The sequence below is a fragment of the Cryptosporangium arvum DSM 44712 genome (genome assembly GCF_000585375.1).
Lineage (GTDB): Bacteria > Actinomycetota > Actinomycetes > Mycobacteriales > Cryptosporangiaceae > Cryptosporangium > Cryptosporangium arvum.
Map to the genome: position 1 here is coordinate 6995049 of NZ_KK073874.1, position 18540 is coordinate 7013588.

Here is an 18540-nt window from a genome sequence, read left to right on the forward strand (position 1 = left end):
GATGAGACTGCTGGATGTCCCCACGCTCACCGGTGGACGCCGCCCGACGTTCACGATCGAGCGGGCCGAGGACCTCGACGGGTACCGCCGGCTGCGGCGGGCGGTGTTCGTCGAGGAGCAGGGGCTGTTCGCCGGGTCGGACCTCGACGACCGGGACGCCGACCCGCGCACCGTGGTGCTGCTCGCCCGGGACCGCGCGGGCACCGTCGTCGGCGGTGTCCGCCTAGGTCCGGCGACCGACGGCCCCGACCTGGGCTGGTGGACCGGGGGGCGGCTGGCCGTCGCCCCGCCCTGGCGCGCCACCACCGGCGTGGGGCCGGCGCTGGTGCGTGCCGCGTGTGCCTACGCGGAGAACGCCGGCGTGCTGCGGTTCGACGCCACCGTGCAGCACCGGGCGGCCGGGATGTTCCGCCGGCTCGGGTGGGACACGGTGCGGCCGGTGACGGTCGCCGGGCGTCCGCACACGGTGATGCGGTGGCCGATCGGGCGGATCGCCGCGCTGGTGTCGGCCACCAAACGCGACCTGGGTGCGCTGTTGACCGGGCTCGCGCCGGGAGGCGCGGGCTGGGTCGGCGACGACGGCGCGCCGGTGCCCGGGTCGGACCTGGTCGCCGCCTGCGACGCGATCCTGCCCTCGATGGTGGAGCGCGACCCGGAGTGGGCCGGGTGGTGCGGCGTGCTCGTCAACGTCAACGACCTGTCCGCGATGGGCGCGACCCCGGTCGGTCTGCTCGACGCGCTCGGGGCCCGCGACCGGGCCTCCGCGGCCCGGGTGCTCGCCGGTGTCCGCGCCGCCGCGAACGCGTACGGCGCCCCGGTCCTCGGCGGCCACACCCAGCTGGGCGTCCCGGCCTCGTTGGCGATCACCGCACTGGGCACAGTCGACGGCTCACCCGTTCCGGGCGGCGGTGGAGCCCCGGGACACGAGGTGCGCCTCACCGTCGACCTCGGCGGCGGTTGGCGCCCCGGCTACACCGGGCGGCAGTGGGACTCGAGTTCGACGCGGACGACCGCGGACCTGCGCGCGATGGGCGCCTTCGTCGGCGCGTACCGTCCGGCCGCCGCGAAGGACGTGTCGATGGCGGGTGTCGTCGGCACGCTCGGCATGCTCGCCGAGGCCGGCGGTTGCCGCGCGGTCCTCGACGTCGCGGCCGTGCCGCGTCCGGACGGCGTTCCGACCGGCGACTGGCTCACCTGCTTCCCGGGCTTCGGCATGCTCACCGCCGCGGCCCCGGACACCGGGCCGCCCACCGCCGGTCCCGCCACCACGGCGATCTGCGGCGCGCTGGAGACCGGATCCGGCGTCGCCCTCCGCTGGCCCGACGGCGAACTCACCGAGGCGATCGCCGCGGGTGTCACGAACCTCGGCGCCGCACACCCTCAGGAGGATCGATGACCACCCTGACCATGGCCGCCGTCGCGGCGCCCTTCGATCGCGACCTGGAGTCGGACTTCGCGCGGATCGAGCAGCTCACCGAGAAGGCGCGCGCGGACGGCGTCGGGCTGCTGGCGTTGCCGGAGGCCGCGCTCGGCGGGTACCTCGCGAACCTGGACGGCGGGGCCGACGGACCGCCGGCGCTGGCGTTGGACGGCCCGGAGATCGCCCGGCTGGCCGCGATCGCCGGTGACCTGGTCGTGGTGGCCGGCTACTGCGAGATCACCGCCGACGGCACGAAGTACAACAGCGCGGTGTGCGTCACCGGCGACGGCGTCCTCGGCAACCACCGCAAGGTGCACCAGCCCCTCGCCGAGGACGCCTCGTACGGCGCGGGCGACCGGTTCACCGCGTTCGACACCCCGGTCGGCCGCCTCGGCACGATGATCTGTTACGACAAGGCGTTCCCGGAGTCCGCGCGGGCGCTGGCGCTGGACGGCGCGGAGATCATCGTCTGCGTCTCGGCCTGGCCGGGGAGCCGCACCAACCCGTCGAGCGACCTGACGCGCGACCGTTGGAAACGGCGGTTCGACCTGTTCGACCAGGCGCGCGCCCTGGAGAACCAGGTGGTCTGGCTGTCGGCGAACCAGACCGGCACGTTCGGCTCGCTGCGTTTCGTCGGCAGCGCGAAGATCGTCGACCCGGGTGGGGACGTGGTGTCCGACACCGGCGTGGCCGGCGGCATGGCGGTCGCGTCGCTGGACGTCGGGCGGACGCTGGAGACCGCGCGCCGCGCGATGGGGCACCTCCGGGACCGCCGACCGGAGGCCTACCCTCCGGTGGTGACCGGTTAGCCTCGCACGCATGGGCCTGATCCGGATCGCCGCGGTCTCCGCCCACTTCGGGCGCGACCTCGACCACGACCTCGACCGGATCGCCGGGCTGATCGGGACGGCCCGCGCGCAGGGCGTCCACCTGCTGGTGCTGCCCGACGCCGCGCTCGGCGGGTACCTCGCCGACCTGCGCGACCCCGACCCGGAGTCGCTGCCGCCGGCGATCGAGCTCGACGGACCCCGGCTGACGCGGGTCGCCACGCTCGCCGCGGAGATGGTCGTCTGCCTCGGCGTCCGCGAGGCCGCCGGCGACCTGCGCTACAACACCGCGGTGTGCCTGTCCGGCGACGGTGTCCTCGGCACGCACCGCAAGGTGCACCAGCCGGCCGGCGAATCGATCGCGTACACCGCCGGCGACCGGTTCTCCGCCTTCGACACCCCGGTCGGCCGGATCGGCATGCTCGTCGACTACGACAAGACGTTCCCGGAGTCCGCCCGCACGCTGGCCCTCGACGGGGCCGAGATCCTCGCCTGCCTCTCGGCCTGGCCCACGTCGATCACGAACCGGGCGCCGCGAATGGCCGACGACCGCCAGTCGCGGCTGTTCGACCTCTACGACTGCGCGCGGGCGGCGGAGAACCAGGTCGTGCTCGCCTCGTCGAACCAGACCGGCTCGCTGGGCGGGATGCGGTTCCTCGGCCAGGCCAAAGTGGTCGGTCCTGGCGGAGACGTCCTGGCGCGGACCTGGTCGAAGGCCGGCCTGGCGGTGGCCGAGCTCGACGTCGGCGCGGAGATCGCGCGGGCGCGCCGGGTGCTCGCGCACCTGTCCGAGCGGCGACCGGGGGCCTACGCGTGAGGGTCGCGCTCCTGACCTACTCGACGAAGCCGCGTGGCGGTGTGGTGCACACGCTCGCGCTGGCCGAGGCGCTCGCCGCGCTCGACGTCGACGTGACCGTCTGGACGCTCGGGCGCGGTGGGGACGGCGGGTTCTTCCGGGCCGTCGACCCGGCGGTGACGGTCCGGGTCGTGCCGTTCGAGGCGTCGGACCAGGAGTCGGTCGGGGAACGGATCCTGCGGTCGATCTCGACGCTCCGGGCGGCCTTCGACGCGTCGCGGTACGACGTCGTGCACGCCCAGGACTGCATCAGCGCGAACGCGGTCCGCGGGACCCCCTACGTCCGCACCGTGCACCACCTGGACACGTTCACGACGCCGGAACTCGCCGCCTGCCACGAACGCGCGATCGTCGAGCCGGCCGCGCACGTCTGCGTGTCCGCGGCCGTCGCGGCCGAGGTACACGCCGGGTGGGGGTACTCGCCCACGGTCATCCCCAACGGGGTCGACGCCGCGCGGTTCGCCTCCGCCGACGCCGGCGACCCGGCCGGGCTGGGGCGCTACGTGCTGGCGGTGGGCGGCATCGAGCCGCGGAAGGGGTCGATCGCGCTGCTCGAGGCGTACGCGCAGCTCGCGCGGCCGGACGTGGGGCTGGTGTTCGCGGGCGGCGAGACGCTGTTCGACTACCGGGCGTACCGGGAGACCTGGGAGGCGCGGGCCGCGGCGCTGGGGGTCGCGCCGATCGTGCTCGGGCCGGTCGGCCACGAGGCGCTGCCGTCGCTGATGGCCTCGGCCGCGGTGTTCGCGTTCCCCTCCACCAAGGAGGGCTTCGGCCTGGCCGCGATGGAGGCGCTGGCAGCCGGGGTCCCGGTGGTCACCAGCGACCTCCCGGTGCTGCGCGAGGTCTTCGGGGCGGCCGTCCGCTACGCCGCCGACGTCGACGCGCTCGCCGCCGCCCTCGCCGACGCGCTGGACCACGGCACGGACCCCGACGCCGGCCGCGCGCTCGCCGCCCGTTACACGTGGGCGGCGGCCGCCTCCGCGCATCTCGACTTCTACCGTCGTTTCCGGGGTGTCCGGCGCGCGCTCAGCCCGGCCCGCTTCGCCTAGCCGTCAGTCCGGCAGGACGTGGGCGGCGCTGCCGACGATCGCCGGGTCGGGTTTGCGGGCGATCTCGGGGTCCTTGTCCGCGTAGTCGAACCGGGAGAGCACGTAGCGCATCGCCTCGACCCGGGCCCGCTTCTTGTCGTTGCTGCGCACGACCGTCCAGGGTGCCTCGGCCAGGTCGGTGCTGACGAACATCATCTCCTTCGCCTCGGTGTAGGCCCCCCACTTGTCGAGCGAGGCGATGTCGGTCGGCGAGAGCTTCCACTGGCGCACCGGGTCGATCTCGCGGATCGCGAACCGGGTGCGCTGCTCGGACCGGGTCACCGAGAACCACAGCTTGATCAGGTGCATGCCGTTCTCGACGAGCATCTCCTCGAACTTCGGCACGTCCTTGAAGAACTGCTCGTACTGCTCGTCGGTGCAGAAGCCCATCACCCGCTCGACGCCGGCGCGGTTGTACCAGGACCGGTCGAACATCGTGATCTCCCCGGCGGCCGGCAGGTGCGCGACGTAGCGCTGGAAGTACCACTGGGACTGCTCGCGGTCGGTGGGTTTCTCCAACGCGATGACCGACGCCCCGCGCGGGTTGAGGTGCTCCATGAAGCGCTTGATCGTGCCGCCCTTGCCGGCGGCGTCGCGCCCCTCGAACAGGATGACCAGCCGGTCCCCGGTCTCCTTGATGTGGTTCTGCAGCTTGAGCAGCTCGATCTGCAGCAGCCGCTTGACGCGGTTGTACTCGTCGCGCGTCATCCGCTCGGCGTACGGGTAGCCCTCGCGCCAGGTGTCGACGGGCGTTCCGTCGGCGTGGAGCAGGACCGGGTCGTCCTCCGGGTTGTCCTGGACCTTGTAGCCGTTGGCGCGGGCCAACACGAAACGACCGGTCTCGTCGTAGAGTTCGGCGCCGTCGTCGATCATCTCGGTCCCTCCATCGTCCTACGCACTGGATAACCGTTTCCCAGCTGCGTGAACGTCCGGTGAACGAGATCGGGCTCAGGCGAAATGAGCACCGAGAGCGGCGTCGACGGCCGCGCGGAGCTGGGTCCGGCGCACCGGGCTGTGCAGCACCGCGGCGATGCCGGTCGCGCCGGGGTCGGCCGCGCGGCGCGCGGTGAGCGGGGCCACGACCACCCGCGGGACGCCCCGCGCGACGTGTGTGTCGGCGTCGACCACCGCGAACGCCGGTTCGGCCGGCCCCGGGTCGGTACGCACGTCGGCGCCCCAGCTGAGCAGGTGGGCCCGCAGGGCACGGGCGGTGATCGGCTCGGCGTGGGCGAGCAGGACGGTCCGGCCGCCGAGCGGGCGGTCCTCGGGGTCGCTGAGGCTCCCCGGCTCGACGTCCATGCTCACCGTGCTGGTGAACGTCGACCCGACCCCGAGCTCGGACGTGACCGCCAGATCGCCGCTCATCCGCTGGCTCAGTTCACGCGCGATCGAGAGCCCGAGCCCGGTGCCGCCGAACCGGCGGGTGGTGGACGCGTCCGCCTGACCGAACGGCACGAAGATGCGCTCCAGCGCGTCCGGGGCGATGCCGATGCCGGTGTCGTGCACGCCGAACGCGAGGCACGCCCGGTCCGCGCCGGTCCGACGCGTCTCCAGCTCCACCCAGACGTGCCCCTCCGCGGTGAACTTCACCGCGTTGACCAGCAGGTTGACCAGGATCTGGCGCAACCTCGTCGGGTCGCCGCGGACGGTGCGCGGCGCGTCCGGCGTGAACACCGCGGCCAGATCCAGCTCTTTCGACGCCGCCTGGGGCGCCACGATCGCCAGCGCGTCCTCCACGCAGCCGACCAGGTCGAACGGGATGCACTCGAACGTGAAGTGCCCGGCCTCGAGCTTCGAGAAGTCGAGCAGGTCGTCCATCAGGCAGCGCAGGTGGTCGCCGGCGGCCCGGATCGGCGTGAGGTAGTCGACCTGCTCCGGCGTCAGCTCGGTCTCGCCGAGCAACTCGGCGAACCCGATCACCGAGTTCAGCGGGTTGCGGATCTCGTGCCCCATGTCGGCGAGGAACGCGGCTTTCGCGCGCGTCGCCTCCTCCGCGGCCACCCGGGCCCGCTCGAGCTCCTCGGTCTGCGCCGAGAGCTCGGCGTAGAGCGCCATCAGCCCGCGGCTGGTCTCGTCCAGCTCAGCCCGGAGGAGCTCGACCTCCTGACGCAGCGCCGCCTCGTCGGTCGTGCCCTCGGTCATCGCCGGTCCCGGCGGCGGGCGACGACGACCGTCGCGTCGTCGGTGCCGCGCGCGTAGTCGCGGTGCAGGACCGCCGCCGCGACGGCCGGGTCGTGGTCGAACAGGCCGGGATAGCGGTCGAACTCCAGCCGGCTGCGCAGCCCGTCGCTCCAGAGCACCAGCGTCGCGCCCCGGGGCCAGGGGTACTGCTGGACCCGCGCGGACGGCGGCCGGGCGCTCAGGCCGAGGCTGCCGCTGAACGTGACGACGCCCTTCTCGGCGCCGTCCACCAGCACCCGGCCGCTGACGTTGCCGATCGCCAGCGCCGAGAGCGTGTCGGCGCCCGGGTCGAGGACACACACGGTCGCCACCGCGCCCCGGGTTCCCCGTGCGAGTTCGTTGGCCCGCGCGGCGAGGGAGGTCAGCCCGGCGGGGTCATCGCCGAACACGTCGAGCACCACGTCGGCGGCGGCCGACGCGGCGGGGCCGTGGCCCACCCCGTCCACCACCGCGACCGCCTCGCGCCCCACGTCGGCGCCGCGCACCGACCACCCGTCACCGCTGACCTCGGAGAGCCCGACGCACACGCCGGCGCAGGTCCGCCGCTCCACCGGCGAACCACCGAGGTCGACGACGCCCAGCGCGACCGTGCCGGCGCCGGCGCTGGTCCAGACGTCGAACAAGCCGGACGCGCGGGCAGCCGACCGCAGACCGCAGCCCAGCCCTTTGGGGGCCGGTGAGCGCCCGTCCAGGGCGGCCTCGAGGTCCCGGATGCCCGGGCCGCGGTCGACCGCGAGGATCTCGACCTGGCCCGGCGGGACCGGGCGCAGCAGGATCCAGCCGCCGGGCTCGGCGTGGCGCAGCAGGTTCGTGCCCAGCTCGGTGGCGACCAGCTCGGCGCGGGTGACCGCCTTCTCGTCGCCGCCGAGTGCGCCGACCAGCCGGTTCGCGGTGCGCCGGGCCTCCCCGACCGCCGCGTCGTCGGTGACGACGATCTGCCGGTGGGGCGCGAACCGGACCGCGGCCCGGTGGCTCACCGGCCCCATTGGGTGATCACCACCGTCGTGCCCCGGCCCGGGCCGGTGTCGATCGAGAACTCGTCGACGAGCCGCTTGCTGCCGGGCAGGCCCAGCCCGAGCCCGCCGCCGGTGGTGAAGTTGTCGGTCATCGCCGCGTCCAGGTCGGGGATGCCGGGGCCGGCGTCGCTGAACGTCGCACGCACGCCGCGGCGACCGGCCTTGTCCAGGCCTTCGATCAGCACCTCGCCCTGGCCGTGCACCGCGTAGCGGACGATGTTGCGGGCCAGTTCGCTGCCGGCGGTGACGAACTTGGTCGCCGCGGTCAGCCCGAGGCCGGCCGCCTGCGACTCCGCGCGCAACGTCGTGCGGACGCGCAGCAGGTCGGACTCGGCGAGGATCGTCATCGAGTGCGTCTCGCCCTCAGTGGAGACGGTCATCGCGCAGCCCCGTCAGACGCGCCATGCCCTGTTCGGCGTTGAGCGCGGTGTGCACGTGTTTCATCGAGACGCCGAGTTCGACGAGCGTGATCGCGACCGCCGGCTGCATGCCGACGACCGTCGTCTCCGCGCCGAGCAGGCGGGTCATCCCGACCAGCCGGGCGATGACCCTGGCCACGAACGAGTCGACGAGCGTGAGGCCACTGATGTCGATGAGCATGCCCCTGGCCTGCGTGCGGGCCACTTCCCGGGTGACGACGCGCTCGATCTGCTCGACCGTGGCGTCCTCCAGGTCGCCCTGCAGGGTGACCAGGAGGTTCCGGCCGATCCGCATGATCGGGACCTCGTCAGGCATCGACGGGGCGCAGGTCGGGGGAGAGCGGCGCACCGACCAGCCGGAGCGCCAGCTGCAGTGCGTCCTTGAGGTTGCTGCGGCAACGCAGGCTGCCCAGTTCGATGCCCAGGTGGACGATCGCCTGCGCGGTCTCGGGCCGGACGCCGGAGAGCACGCTGACGCTGCCCATCAGCCGGGCGGCCTCGACGGTCTTCATCAGGTGCTGCGCGACCTCGGTGTCCACGGCCGGGACGCCGCTGACGTCGAGGATGACGACCTCGGCCTGGTCGCGGGCGATGCGTTCGAGCAGGTTCTCGGTGAGTCGGGCGGCGCGGGCGCTGTCGAGCGTCCCGATCACCGGCAGCACCAGGACGTCGTCCCAGACCTGGATGACCGGCGTGGAGAGCTCCAGGATCTCGTCGCGCTGGCGTGAGACCAGCTGTTCGGCCTCGCGCCGGTCGCTCTGGTCCCGTGCGACCTTGACGAACCCGATGACGCCGCCGTCGGAGCCGCGGATCGGGCTGAGCACGTCGTTGGCCCAGAAGCGGCTGCCGTCGCGTCGGAGGCGCCAGCCCTCGGCCTCGAAGCGCCCGTTGGTGACCGCGGCCGCCATCTCCCGCTCCGGGACGCCCCGCTTGGCCTCGTCCTCGGAGTAGAACATCGAGACCGGCTTGCCGAGCACCTCCTGCGCGCTGTACTGCCGCAGCCGTTCGGCGCCGGGGTTCCAGGACTGCACCAGACCGTCGGCGTCGAGGCGGATCACCTCGTAGTCGGTGATGCTGCTGAGCATGTCCTCGACGCCGCGCAACGCCAGTTCCTGGTCGCGTCGCTCGGTGAGGTCCCGGACGAGCAGGAGGTAGCCGCCGGTGACCGGCAGCGGGGTGATCGTGATCGTCGCCCAGAAGCGCTCGCCGCCGTTGCGCACCCGCCAACCGTCGGTGGCGCGCCGGCCGGCCGAGTCGACGGCGGCCAGGTCGGCACGGAGCGTCTGCGGGTCGGGGTAGAGCAGCTCCGCGGACCGGCCGACGACTTCGTCCGGCTGGTAGCCGGTGATGTCGCCGATCGCTCCGTGCCAACCTCGGATGACACCGTCGGGGTCGAGCCGGATCAGGCCGAAGTCGGTGATGGCCTCGACCATCTCCCGGTACTCGGTGTTGCTCCCGCTGCTCGCATCCTGTACCGCGTCACCCACGCCAGCCTCCCGCAAAGCTTGCCGTTGGTGACACCATATGTACCAAAAGTTAGATCTGTGAATAAGACCCGTCTTTCCGTCGCACAACAGGCAGACGGAGGGAGAAGTAGACGAAGGCCGCGAGGAGTAATCCGACGATCGGGGTCACGTCGCCGATGGCCGGATTCGACCGGACGACCAGGCCGGTGTACTGCGCCTGGTTGGAGAACAAGCCGATCGAGACGACCAGCCCGGCGACCATCGCGATCGGTCCGGCCCAGTTGGCGTACCGCCGGTCGTAGAGGATCTCCCCGTAGTCCTGCGAGCGGCGCAACCAGAGGTCGACGAGCGTGACCCCGAGCCACGGCGCGATCCAGTACCCGATCACCAGCAGGAAGTTCTCGTACTTGTGTCCGGCGTCCTCGAGCCCGAAGGACGCCACGACGAACCCGACGACGCCGAACGTCAGCGCGACGAGCGCCCGGCGCAGGTGCGCGGGCAGTTTCACGCCCATCGTCAGGAACGACATCGACCCCGAGTAGATGTTCAGCACGTTCGCCGAGACACCGCCGATCGCGATCGCCAGCAGCGTGAGGTTGGCCAGCAGCGAGGGCATCTCGTCGACGAACGCGAGCGTCGGGTTGTCCGACGCCGGCGGGCCGATCGTCACCGACGCCGCCCCGACGATCTGCAGCACCGTGCACGCCACGAAGATGCCGAGCCCGGCGAAGATGCCCACCTGACGCCGGTTGGTGTCCGGCGGCAGGTACCGCGTGTAGTCCGCCGCGTAGGGGTTCCACCCGGAGGCGTACCCGAACACGGCCGCGAGAGTGAGCAGGAAACCGCCCGCGGTGCCGACCCCGGGGATGCCCTCGCCGGCCGGAGCGCCCGGGTTCGACTTGCTCAGCACCACGACGGTGCCGACCAGGAAGATCACCGCCAGCACCGGGAACGCCCACTTCTCGAACGAGTGGACGAAGTTGTGCCCGAGGAACGCGATCACGACCTGGGCGAGCACCACGACCACCAGGCAGAGCCAGGTCGGCAGGTCGGTCAGCGCGTTGAGCGCGAACGACGCGCTGACGCTGTTGACCGCGAACCAGCCGATGCCCGCGGTGACCGAGAGGAACCCGGCCGGGAGCAGGTTGCCCCAGAAGCCGAACGCACCGCGGGAGAGCACCATCTCCGGGACGCCGTGGACGGGGCCGCGCGCCGACAGCACGCCGTGCGCGATCGACGAGAGCGCGTTGCCCAGCACGATCGCGGCCACGGCCTGCCAGAACGTCAGGCCGAACACCAGCGTGGCCAGCACGCCCAGGTAGATCGTGGCGAATTCCAGGTTCGGCGAGGCCCAGGTCCAGAACAGGTTGAGCGGTGTGCCGTGCCGATCGGCGAGCGGGATCTTCTCGATGCCGCCGGGTTCGACGGCGACGACCTTCGTGCCGTACGCCCCCTCCCGGAGGGGTTCGACGCCTTCTTCGACCACTGCCATGGGGGTTCTCCTCAGCCGATCGTGATGGCGTCTAAGCGTTCGCGGATGAAGTCCCCCGAAACGACCGGAGGGTGCGCTACGCGCCCGATGGGAGGCTCCAGCGCCTCCACCACCGCGTCGTGGTTGGCCTCGTAGAAGTAGACGAGCGACACGAGGTCCTCGTCGGGGGCGTCGGCCTGCGGCGGCAGGACGCGGTGGCGGGCGGAGAGCCAGCGGTCCCCGGTCCAGCGCGCGAGCAGGTCACCGACGTTTATCGTGAACGCGTCCGGGTCGTAGGGCGCGTCGACCCACTCCCCGTCGGCGGTGTAGACCTGCAGCCCGCCGCTGCCGTACTCGCGGTCGAGCAGCGTCAGCGTGCCGAAGTCGGTGTGCGGGCCGATCCGGTACTGCCCCTCCTCGGGTTCGCCGACGACACCCATCGGGGGGTACCAGTTGATGTTCAGCGTCCAGGTGGGGTGGTCGGTCGTCGGGGCGAAGAACGCCGTCGGCAGGCCGAGCGCCTCCGCGCAGAGTTCCAGCAGCTGGTCGGCGAGCGTCCGCATCGCGGCCTGGTACTCGGTCAGGGTCCGCTTCAGGGCGGGCCCCTCGTCCGGCCAGACGTTCGGCTGGAACCACGCCTCGTCGACGTCCGGGTCGCCGACCGGGGTGTCGGCGCCGATCGCGAACGTCTCCTTCAGGTCCGGTGGGGTCTCGGTGCCCTCGGCGTAGCCGTTGGCCTCGACGCCGGTCGGCAGCCAGCCGCGGCCGCCGACGATGGCGGCGTACCGATGCTTGACGTCGGCCGGGAGCGCGAAGAACGCCCGGGCGGCGGCGCGGGTCGCCGCACGCAGCTCTGGCGCGACGCCGTGGCCGGTGACCAGCATGAACCCGGAGCGCTGCAGGGCCGCGTCGACCTGGGCGGCGACGGTTTTCCGGTCCCCGGTGAGGTCGATGGAAGGTACGGGCTCAGTCAACTTCGGCTCCGATGTCCTCGGCCCACAGTTCCGGCCGGTTCTTGATGAAGTCGGTCATCAAACCGACGCACTCGGGGTCCTCGAGCAGCGTGACCGTGACGCCGTGCTCGGCGAGCCAGTCGTGGCCGCCGGAGAACGTCACCGCCTCCCCGATCACCACGTGCCCGATCCCGAACTGACGGACCAGGCCGGAGCAGTACCAGCAGGGCGAGAGCGTGGTGACCATGATCGTGTCGAAGTAGGTGGGGCGCCGGCCGGCGTCGCGGAACGCGGCCGTCTCCGCGTGCAGCGACGGGTCACCGTCCTGCACCCGGCGGTTGTGGCCCCGCCCGAGCAGCGTGCCGTCGGTGGTGAACAGCGCCGCCCCGATCGGGACGCCGCCCTCGGCCAGCCCGGCGCGGGCTTCCTCGACCGCCGCGGCGAGGAGCGTGGAAGGATCCAGCGTCGTCATGCCCACACTCTGCGCCGGGTCAGGTGCGGTATACAACTGACGCCGCGTCCACACCGATCGGGTGCTTGACTGACAGAATGTCCTTGACGCTCGCCGAGTTGCTGCAGTTCGACGCGGTGCGCGACGCCCGTCCGGAGGTGCTGGCCGGCCACCGCGCGCTCGACCGGCCGGTGCGCTGGGTGCACTCGAGCGAGATCTACGAGATCGGCCCGCTGCTCTCCGGCGGCGAGCTACTGCTCACCACCGGCCTCGGGCTGGCCGGCAGCGATGCCGGCGCGCGCCGCCACTACGTCCGCGACCTGGCCGAACGAGGCGTGAGCGGGCTCGCGGTCGAGCTCGGCCGCAGCTTCCCCGACGTGCCGGCCGAGCTCATCGACGAGGCGACGCGGCAGGGGCTGCCGCTGATCGTGCTGCGTGCGGTGGTGCCGTTCATCCGGATGTGCGAGGCCGCCAACACCGCGATCGTCGACGAGGCGGCTCGGCGGCTGCGGCTGGGCGACCGGGTCACGCGGGCGCTCAACGACGCCTTGATCTCCGGGGCGGGTATCGCCGGGCTGCTGCGCACCGCGGTCGACGTCACCGGAGCCCCGGTGGTGCTGACCACCGCGAGCGGTGCACTGGTGGCCTCGTACGGAGTTCCGGACGACCACGCGGCCTGGGCCACCGTCGACGCGGCCGCGGCCGACGCGGAAGTGATCGTGCACGGCCGGGCCTGGGGGCGGCTGGTCGCCGGAGCCGGGTCCGCGTTACCGGCCGAGGACCTCGCCGCGACGATCGAGCGCACCGCGACCGCGCTGGCGGTGGAGATCCTCCGCACCGGCGACCCGCCGACCGAACGGGAGCGGCACGCCGCCGCGCTCCTGGCCGACCTGGTCGCCGCCGGTGCGCTGGCCCCGGCCGAGGCGGCGGTCCGCACCGGGCTCGCCGGATTCCGCCCACCGCCGGGGCGGATGCTCGTCGGCGTCGCCGTGGACGCCCCGGAGACCCGGCCCGCGGTGACGCTGATCGACCAGGCCGCCCGGCTGCTGGGCACCTCCGCGCTGCGGGCCCGCGTCCGGGAGTCGGTGCTGGCCCTGGTGGTGGCCGACACCGTGGGCGCGGTGGAGAAAGCGTTCGTGGAGGCGGGCCACCGGTCCGGGGCCCCGCAGATCACGGTGGCGATCGGATATCCGGTTCCGGCGACGAGCACACCGGACTGGGCGGCCTCGCTGGAGAACTCGCGGGCCGCGCTGGCTCTGGCGCTGACCGGCGCCCGGCGCGGTGGAACCCGGCCGACGGTGGTGCCGGCTCGCACGCTGGCCCTCGAACTGGAGCTGCGCCGGGGCGGCGGGACGGACGCCTTCGTCGAGCGGACCATCGGCCCGCTGGTGGCCTGGGACGCCCAGCACCACACCGAGCTGGTGCGGACCCTGGAGCTCTACCTCCGGCACGGCGCGAGCGTCACCCGTACCGCCGCCGTGCTCCACCTCCGGCGCCAGTCGCTCTACCAGCGGCTGGAGCGCATCGAGACGCTGCTGGGACACCCTCCGGCCGACCCCGCGCTCTACCCGGCGCTCCTCGCAGCCTGCCTGCTGGTCACGACGAGGTCGCGCTGAGCTCCTTCTCCGGGGCCGTGCGGCGCGACTTCCACAGGCTCGCGAGCGTCGTCACGGCCAACGTGCCGATGATGACGACGAGCGAGAGCCAGATCGGCACCTCCGGCACCCACTCGATCTCGTGGCCGCCGTTGATGAACGGCAGCGAGTTCTCGTGCAGCGCCTCGAGGATCAGCTTCACGCCGATGAACGCGAGGATGAACGAGAGGCCGATCGAGAGGTAGACGAGCCGGTCGAGCAGGCCGCCGAGCAGGAAGTACAGCTGACGCAGACCCATCAGCGCGAACACGTTCGCGGTGAAGATCAGGAACGGCTCGCGGGTGAGGCCGAAGATGGCCGGGATCGAGTCGAACGCGAACAGCAGATCGGTGGTGCCGATCGCGATGAGCACCACGACCATCGGCGTCCAGATCCGCTTGCCGTTCTCGTGCGTGCGCAGCTTGCCGTCGCCGAAGTCCTTGGAGATCGGCAGCACCCGGCGCGACCACCGGATCAGCACGTTCTCCTTGAAGTCCTCTTCCTCCTCGTGGTGGAAGGCCAGGTTCCACGCCGTGTAGAGCAGGAAAGCGCCGAACAGGAAGAACACCCAGATGAAGCGCTCGATCGCGGCCGCGCCGGCCGCGATGAAGATGCCGCGCAGCACCAGCGCGAGCACGATGCCGATCAGCAGCACCTTCTGCTGGAAGACCCGGGGAACCTTGAACCGGCTCATGATCACCAGGAACACGAACAGGTTGTCGACCGACAGGCTGTACTCGGTCAGCCAGCCGGCGTAGAACTCACCGGCGTAGCGTCCGCCGGCCAGCCAGAGGATGCCGAGACCGAAGATCAACGCCAACGCGACGTAGCCGATGACGCCCATCGTGCTCTCGCGCGTCGAGGGCTCGTGCGGCCGCCGGCCGATCACCCACACGTCGAACGCGAGCAGGACGACGAGCGCGCCCAGCACGCTCCACTCCACCCAGACAGGTATGTCCACCGGTCAGGCCTTCCTCGAGTCCGACCCGCGCCGAGTTACATGGTGCGACAACGGCATCGCCGTCCGTCGCTGAATGCCTGATTTAGCCACGGTCCGCCGTCACTTCGTTGTTGTTCGCTTTTCGCGTGGCCCGAAGGCTGGTGAACGTGGTGATGGCCAGCGTGACGATCACGACCGCCAGCGAGAGCGCGGTGGGGATGTCGGGCACCGCCGGCCAGACGGTGTGCGCGTAGTGGAGGATCAGCTTGACGCCGATGAAGGCCAGCACGAACGCCAGGCCGTAGTGCAGGTGCACCAGCCGGTCGAGCAGGCCGATCAGCAGGAAGTAGAGGGCGCGCAGGCCCAGCAGCGCGAACGCGTTCGCGGTGAAGACGATGTACGCGCTCTCGGTGACGCCGAAGACCGCCGGGATCGAGTCGAGCGCGAAGACCAGGTCGACCGAGAGAATCGTGACCACGACGACGAGCAGCGGCGTCGCCAGGCGCTTGCCGTCCCGCTTGACCGTGAGCGCGCTGCTGTCGGGGTAGTCCTCGGTGACCGGGATGAGGCGCCGGAGCAACTTCACGGCCCGGCTGTTCCCGACGTCCGGCTGCTCACCGTGCGAGCGCACCAGCTTGATCGCGGTGTAGATCAGGAACGCACCGAACACGACGAACGTGACCGCGAAGCGCTGGATGGCCGCGGCGCCGACCGCGATGAAGATCGCCCGCATGATCAGCGCACCGATGATGCCGATCAGCAGCACCTTCTGCTGGTGCTTGTCGGGAACGCCGAACGTCCCGAGGATCACCGCGAAGACGAAGAGGTTGTCGACCGAGAGGCTCTTCTCGATCAGCCAGCCGGCGAAGAATTCCGTCCCGGGTTCGGCTCCGCCGAAGATCATCACGCCGATACCGAAGAGGATCGCCAGCGCGATGTAGATGACCGACCAGGTGGTGGCTTCCTTGAAGCCCACGTGGTGCGGACGTCTGGCGTGCCAGATGTCGATGGCGACGATGATGGCCAGGCCAGCGATGGTCGCGGCCCACACCCACAAAGAAACGGACATTACGCCCCCGGATCACGCGCAGCATTCATTACGTGTCCGAGGTCTCGCCACCCGCTACGCAGAGCGGGCCGGTGCCCGGGGTCCGTGCTTTCGCACTCGCCGTATTGACCGGGTTAACCGCGGGGCTACTCCCCTCGTCGGTTCCCCATAGTAAGGGCCTTTCCCGTCTCCGGCCAAGCGAGGGCCGGTGAGTGATGTGACACCTCACCTAAGTGACGGGTTATTCACGTATGAGTCTTGCAGCCCGCGTGTTGCTTCCAGCGTACGTGCACGGAGCGTGATGCTTCTGTCGTGATTCCGACGCTGTGGGAGGCTCGGACCATGGTGCTGGAAGTAGCTCTCATCGATGTCACCCCCGGCCGCGAGGGCGGGTTCGCCGACGCGTACCGCGAAGCCGTCACCGAACTGAGCGGCGCGGAGGGGTGCCGATCGGTCCGGATGACCCAGGGCGTCGAGACGCCGAGCCGGTTCGTGCTCCTGGTGGAGTGGGACTCGGTCGAGGCGCACGAGCAGAACTTCCGCGCCACCGACCGGTACGGCCGCTGGCGAGGCCTGATCGGCCCGTTCTTCGCCGCGCCACCCCGCGTGGAGCACTTCGTGGACGTACCGGCGTCGTAACACGACGCCGGTGTCGTGGCGAGTCACGACGCCGGTGTCGGCGTGACACGACGCCGGTGTCGTGGCGAGGCACGACGGCCGGTGTCGTGGCGAAGCACGACGGCCGGTGTCGTGGCGAAGCACGACGGCCGGTGTCGTGGCGAAGCACGACGGCCGGTGTCGTGGCGAAGCACGACGGCCGGCCGCTGGGGGTCAGTGGCCGGCCGTCGTGGTGCCCTGGTCAGAGCTTCTGCAGGGAGCCGAACGCCTGGCGGATGCTCGAGAGGGCCGCGAGCTGCGGCTTCGCCGTGCCGTCGGGCTCCATGATGCGGAAGCCGTACTGGTGCCCGAGGCTGTCGGAGGGCGTTTTGTACCCGCAGTAGGTCACCGCGAGCTTCACCTGCGGCCACTGCTGCCAGGCGAGGTAGTAGGAGCGGGAGATGTAGGACGCGGCGGTCTGCTCGTCGGGCACCCCGTTGAGCCAGACCTGCCCGGCCGGCACCGCGTCGTTCGAGTGCACGCTGAAGCCGAACTCGGTCCACCAGATCGGCTTCGCGGCATCGCCGTTGGCCGCCATCAGGTTGATGATCGCGGGCATGTTCGTCATCCGGGCCTTGCCGGTGATGTCGGTCGACTCCGGCGCCTTCATCTGGTTGCCCTGGTAGGGGTGGACACCCATGATGTCGAAGTTGCCCTTGGCACCGTTGGTGTAGCAGTCCTTGATGAAGACGTCGTCGGTCTGGCTCGGCCCGGCGAAGATCACCGGCATCGAGGAGCGGCCGGCCTTGATCGCCGCGTACGACGCCTTGAGGATCGGCACGTACTTCACCGCGCGCTGGTAGGCGTCGGAGATGCCGCAGAACTCGGCCAGGTTCGGCTCGTTCCAGACCTCGATCGCCATGATCTTCGACCCGTAGGTGGAGGCGAAGAACGTCAGCCATGGCTTGATCGAGTTCGGGTCGGTCGGGTACTGCTTCACCTCGCTGCCGGTGTTCGGACGCGACCACGCCGGCGACTGGTGGATCGTCACGAACACCTGCATGCCGCGGGAGCGGGCCTGGTCGAGCACGGTGTTGACGCGCTGGTGGTACCACTGGCTCGCGGTCGGGGCCACGTTCGTGGGCTGCGCGGACGACCAGCCGACGTCGAGCCGGAGGACCTGGACCCCGTTCGCGGCGAGCGTGTCGAGGTGCTTGAAGAACATCGCGTTCGGCGTCGTGCCGTTCCAGTACATGTCCCAGGTGCCGTGGAACTGGACACCGACGACCGGCGGGGCCGGGTTCTGAGTCGTCGCGGCGTCACCCGAGACCTCCTCCGCCTGGCCGGCGAAGCTCTCGGCGCTCTCCGACCGCGGGTCGGGACCGAGGTCCAGGTCGCTGAGGAGTGCGGCTCCCGCGATGGCGGGGACGGCGATCGCAGCGGCACCGAGCAATTTACGACGATCCATCGTCTTTACCTCCGGGAGAACAATCCGTGTTCTGACGGCTGTCTCATCGGAGGCGCACGGTCACGCGCTAAGTGTCGTGCAGGTGCCACTCGGTAGCGCCACCCGACCCGCCCACCCCCGCTCCCTCCCCACTCCCGCGACCCCCGTGTCGGGGGTGGGGTGAGCTGGCCCGCTTTGGAGCGTCAGCGCTCCGCGAGCTGGGTGTTCAGGGCCGGGAGGCCGAGCCGCACATCCCGAGGCACACCTCTCCGCGCAAGCAACGCATCAGCGCCCGAGCCACCCACCCCTGGGCGTCAGCGCTCCGCGAGCTGCGTGTTCAGCACCCCCAGCCCGAGCCGCCTCGTCCTGAAGCCCGCCGTCGCTCTGCGAGGGGCGCATCAGCGCCACCCGGCCGAGCCCCATCACTCCCGCGAGCTTCGTGTCGGCGACCGCCCACCTGAACCGCACACCCCGTGGCCCCGCCCTTCCGCGAGCCGCACGCCAGCGCCCACCCGCCGAGCCGCCCAGGGCCCCACCGGCCCCGCAAGCTTTCCCATCGCTTCGCAATCTGCTCGTCGAGCGCCGCCACCGCTCCACGAGGAGCGCCTCAGCGTCCACCGGCGTCCATCACTCCCGCGAGTTGCACGTCGGCGCCCACCCGCCCGGGCCTCCCGAGCCGCCCGCCCAGGGCGCCACGGTGCCCGCGAGCGGCGAGTCGGCGCCGAG

General features: G+C 71.5%; 18 protein-coding genes. 6 read left to right on the plus strand and 12 right to left on the minus strand.

The features are described from left to right. Position 1: 1 nt before the first annotated feature. Genes CRYAR_RS32055 through CRYAR_RS32070 form a run of 4 tightly spaced genes read left to right on the plus strand, consistent with a single transcriptional unit; the run spans position 2 to position 4152 of the window. Positions 2-1396, plus strand: a complete 1395-nt coding sequence (locus CRYAR_RS32055; RefSeq protein ID WP_035868485.1) for an MSMEG_0567/sll0787 family protein — start codon at positions 2-4, stop codon at positions 1394-1396. Next, positions 1393-2229, plus strand: a complete 837-nt coding sequence (locus CRYAR_RS32060; RefSeq protein ID WP_035856983.1) for a carbon-nitrogen hydrolase family protein — start codon at positions 1393-1395, stop codon at positions 2227-2229. Before CRYAR_RS32055 ends, CRYAR_RS32060 begins: the two co-directional genes overlap by 4 nt. A 10-nt stretch (positions 2230-2239) precedes the next feature. Further along, a complete protein-coding gene (locus CRYAR_RS32065) occupies positions 2240-3064 on the plus strand; it encodes a carbon-nitrogen hydrolase family protein (protein WP_035856984.1) in 825 nt (274 codons plus the stop codon). After that, positions 3061-4152 (plus strand): MSMEG_0565 family glycosyltransferase, encoded by a 1092-nt coding sequence (locus tag CRYAR_RS32070; protein ID WP_035856986.1) that lies wholly within the window; start codon positions 3061-3063, stop codon positions 4150-4152. The genes CRYAR_RS32065 and CRYAR_RS32070 overlap by 4 nt, the downstream gene beginning before the upstream one ends. Before the next feature lie 3 nt (positions 4153-4155). On the opposite strand, the gene ppk2 is transcribed toward CRYAR_RS32070, so the two are convergent. From ppk2 to CRYAR_RS32115, 9 genes are all read right to left on the minus strand, one after another. Then, the gene (gene ppk2, locus CRYAR_RS32075) at positions 4156-5064 is read right to left on the minus strand and encodes a polyphosphate kinase 2 (RefSeq protein ID WP_051571217.1); all 909 of its coding nucleotides are present in this window, start codon (positions 5062-5064) and stop codon (positions 4156-4158) included. A gap of 75 nt (positions 5065-5139) precedes the next feature. After that, entirely contained in the window at positions 5140-6333 is a 1194-nt protein-coding gene (locus CRYAR_RS32080) for an ATP-binding protein (RefSeq protein WP_051571218.1), read from the minus strand. Next, entirely contained in the window at positions 6330-7349 is a 1020-nt protein-coding gene (locus CRYAR_RS51360; RefSeq protein ID WP_157018242.1) for a SpoIIE family protein phosphatase, read from the minus strand. Before CRYAR_RS51360 ends, CRYAR_RS32080 begins: the two co-directional genes overlap by 4 nt. Continuing rightward, the gene (locus CRYAR_RS32090) at positions 7346-7768 is read right to left on the minus strand and encodes an ATP-binding protein (RefSeq protein ID WP_035856988.1); all 423 of its coding nucleotides are present in this window, start codon (positions 7766-7768) and stop codon (positions 7346-7348) included. Before CRYAR_RS32090 ends, CRYAR_RS51360 begins: the two co-directional genes overlap by 4 nt. Next, complete coding sequence (locus tag CRYAR_RS32095) at positions 7752-8123, minus strand: STAS domain-containing protein (RefSeq protein ID WP_035856989.1); 372 nt, start codon at positions 8121-8123, stop codon at positions 7752-7754. The genes CRYAR_RS32090 and CRYAR_RS32095 overlap by 17 nt, the downstream gene beginning before the upstream one ends. Then, complete coding sequence (locus CRYAR_RS32100) at positions 8116-9294, minus strand: PAS domain S-box protein (protein ID WP_051571219.1); 1179 nt, start codon at positions 9292-9294, stop codon at positions 8116-8118. The genes CRYAR_RS32095 and CRYAR_RS32100 overlap by 8 nt, the downstream gene beginning before the upstream one ends. 49 nt (positions 9295-9343) lie before the next feature. Next, a complete protein-coding gene (locus CRYAR_RS32105) occupies positions 9344-10765 on the minus strand; it encodes a purine-cytosine permease family protein (RefSeq protein ID WP_051571220.1) in 1422 nt (473 codons plus the stop codon). An 11-nt stretch (positions 10766-10776) separates the two neighbouring features. Continuing rightward, positions 10777-11718 (minus strand): isopenicillin N synthase family dioxygenase, encoded by a 942-nt coding sequence (locus CRYAR_RS32110; RefSeq protein ID WP_051571221.1) that lies wholly within the window; start codon positions 11716-11718, stop codon positions 10777-10779. After that, complete coding sequence (locus tag CRYAR_RS32115) at positions 11711-12169, minus strand: nucleoside deaminase (RefSeq protein WP_035856990.1); 459 nt, start codon at positions 12167-12169, stop codon at positions 11711-11713. The genes CRYAR_RS32110 and CRYAR_RS32115 overlap by 8 nt, the downstream gene beginning before the upstream one ends. Positions 12170-12246: 77 nt before the next feature. On the opposite strand from CRYAR_RS32115, the gene CRYAR_RS32120 reads away from it, so the two are divergent. After that, positions 12247-13764 carry a PucR family transcriptional regulator gene (locus CRYAR_RS32120; RefSeq protein ID WP_035856991.1) on the plus strand — a complete coding sequence of 506 codons (1518 nt, stop codon included), beginning with the start codon at positions 12247-12249 and terminating at the stop codon, positions 13762-13764. On the opposite strand, the gene CRYAR_RS32125 is transcribed toward CRYAR_RS32120, so the two are convergent. Then, complete coding sequence (locus tag CRYAR_RS32125) at positions 13745-14743, minus strand: TerC family protein (protein WP_035856992.1); 999 nt, start codon at positions 14741-14743, stop codon at positions 13745-13747. The two genes, CRYAR_RS32120 and CRYAR_RS32125, sit on opposite strands and share 20 nt — an antisense overlap. Positions 14744-14825: 82 nt before the next feature. After that, positions 14826-15791, minus strand: a complete 966-nt coding sequence (locus CRYAR_RS32130) for a TerC family protein (RefSeq protein WP_051571222.1) — start codon at positions 15789-15791, stop codon at positions 14826-14828. A 321-nt stretch (positions 15792-16112) separates the two neighbouring features. Here CRYAR_RS32130 and CRYAR_RS32135 point away from each other — a divergent pair, with 321 nt between their 5' ends. Next, positions 16113-16409 carry an antibiotic biosynthesis monooxygenase gene (locus tag CRYAR_RS32135; protein ID WP_035856993.1) on the plus strand — a complete coding sequence of 99 codons (297 nt, stop codon included), beginning with the start codon at positions 16113-16115 and terminating at the stop codon, positions 16407-16409. A gap of 220 nt (positions 16410-16629) precedes the next feature. Here CRYAR_RS32135 and CRYAR_RS32140 read toward each other — a convergent pair whose 3' ends face one another. Beyond that, on the minus strand, positions 16630-17835 hold the full coding sequence (locus CRYAR_RS32140; protein ID WP_084701220.1) for a cellulase family glycosylhydrolase: 1206 nt from the start codon (positions 17833-17835) through the stop codon (positions 16630-16632). Between the last annotated feature and the right edge of the window lie 705 nt (positions 17836-18540).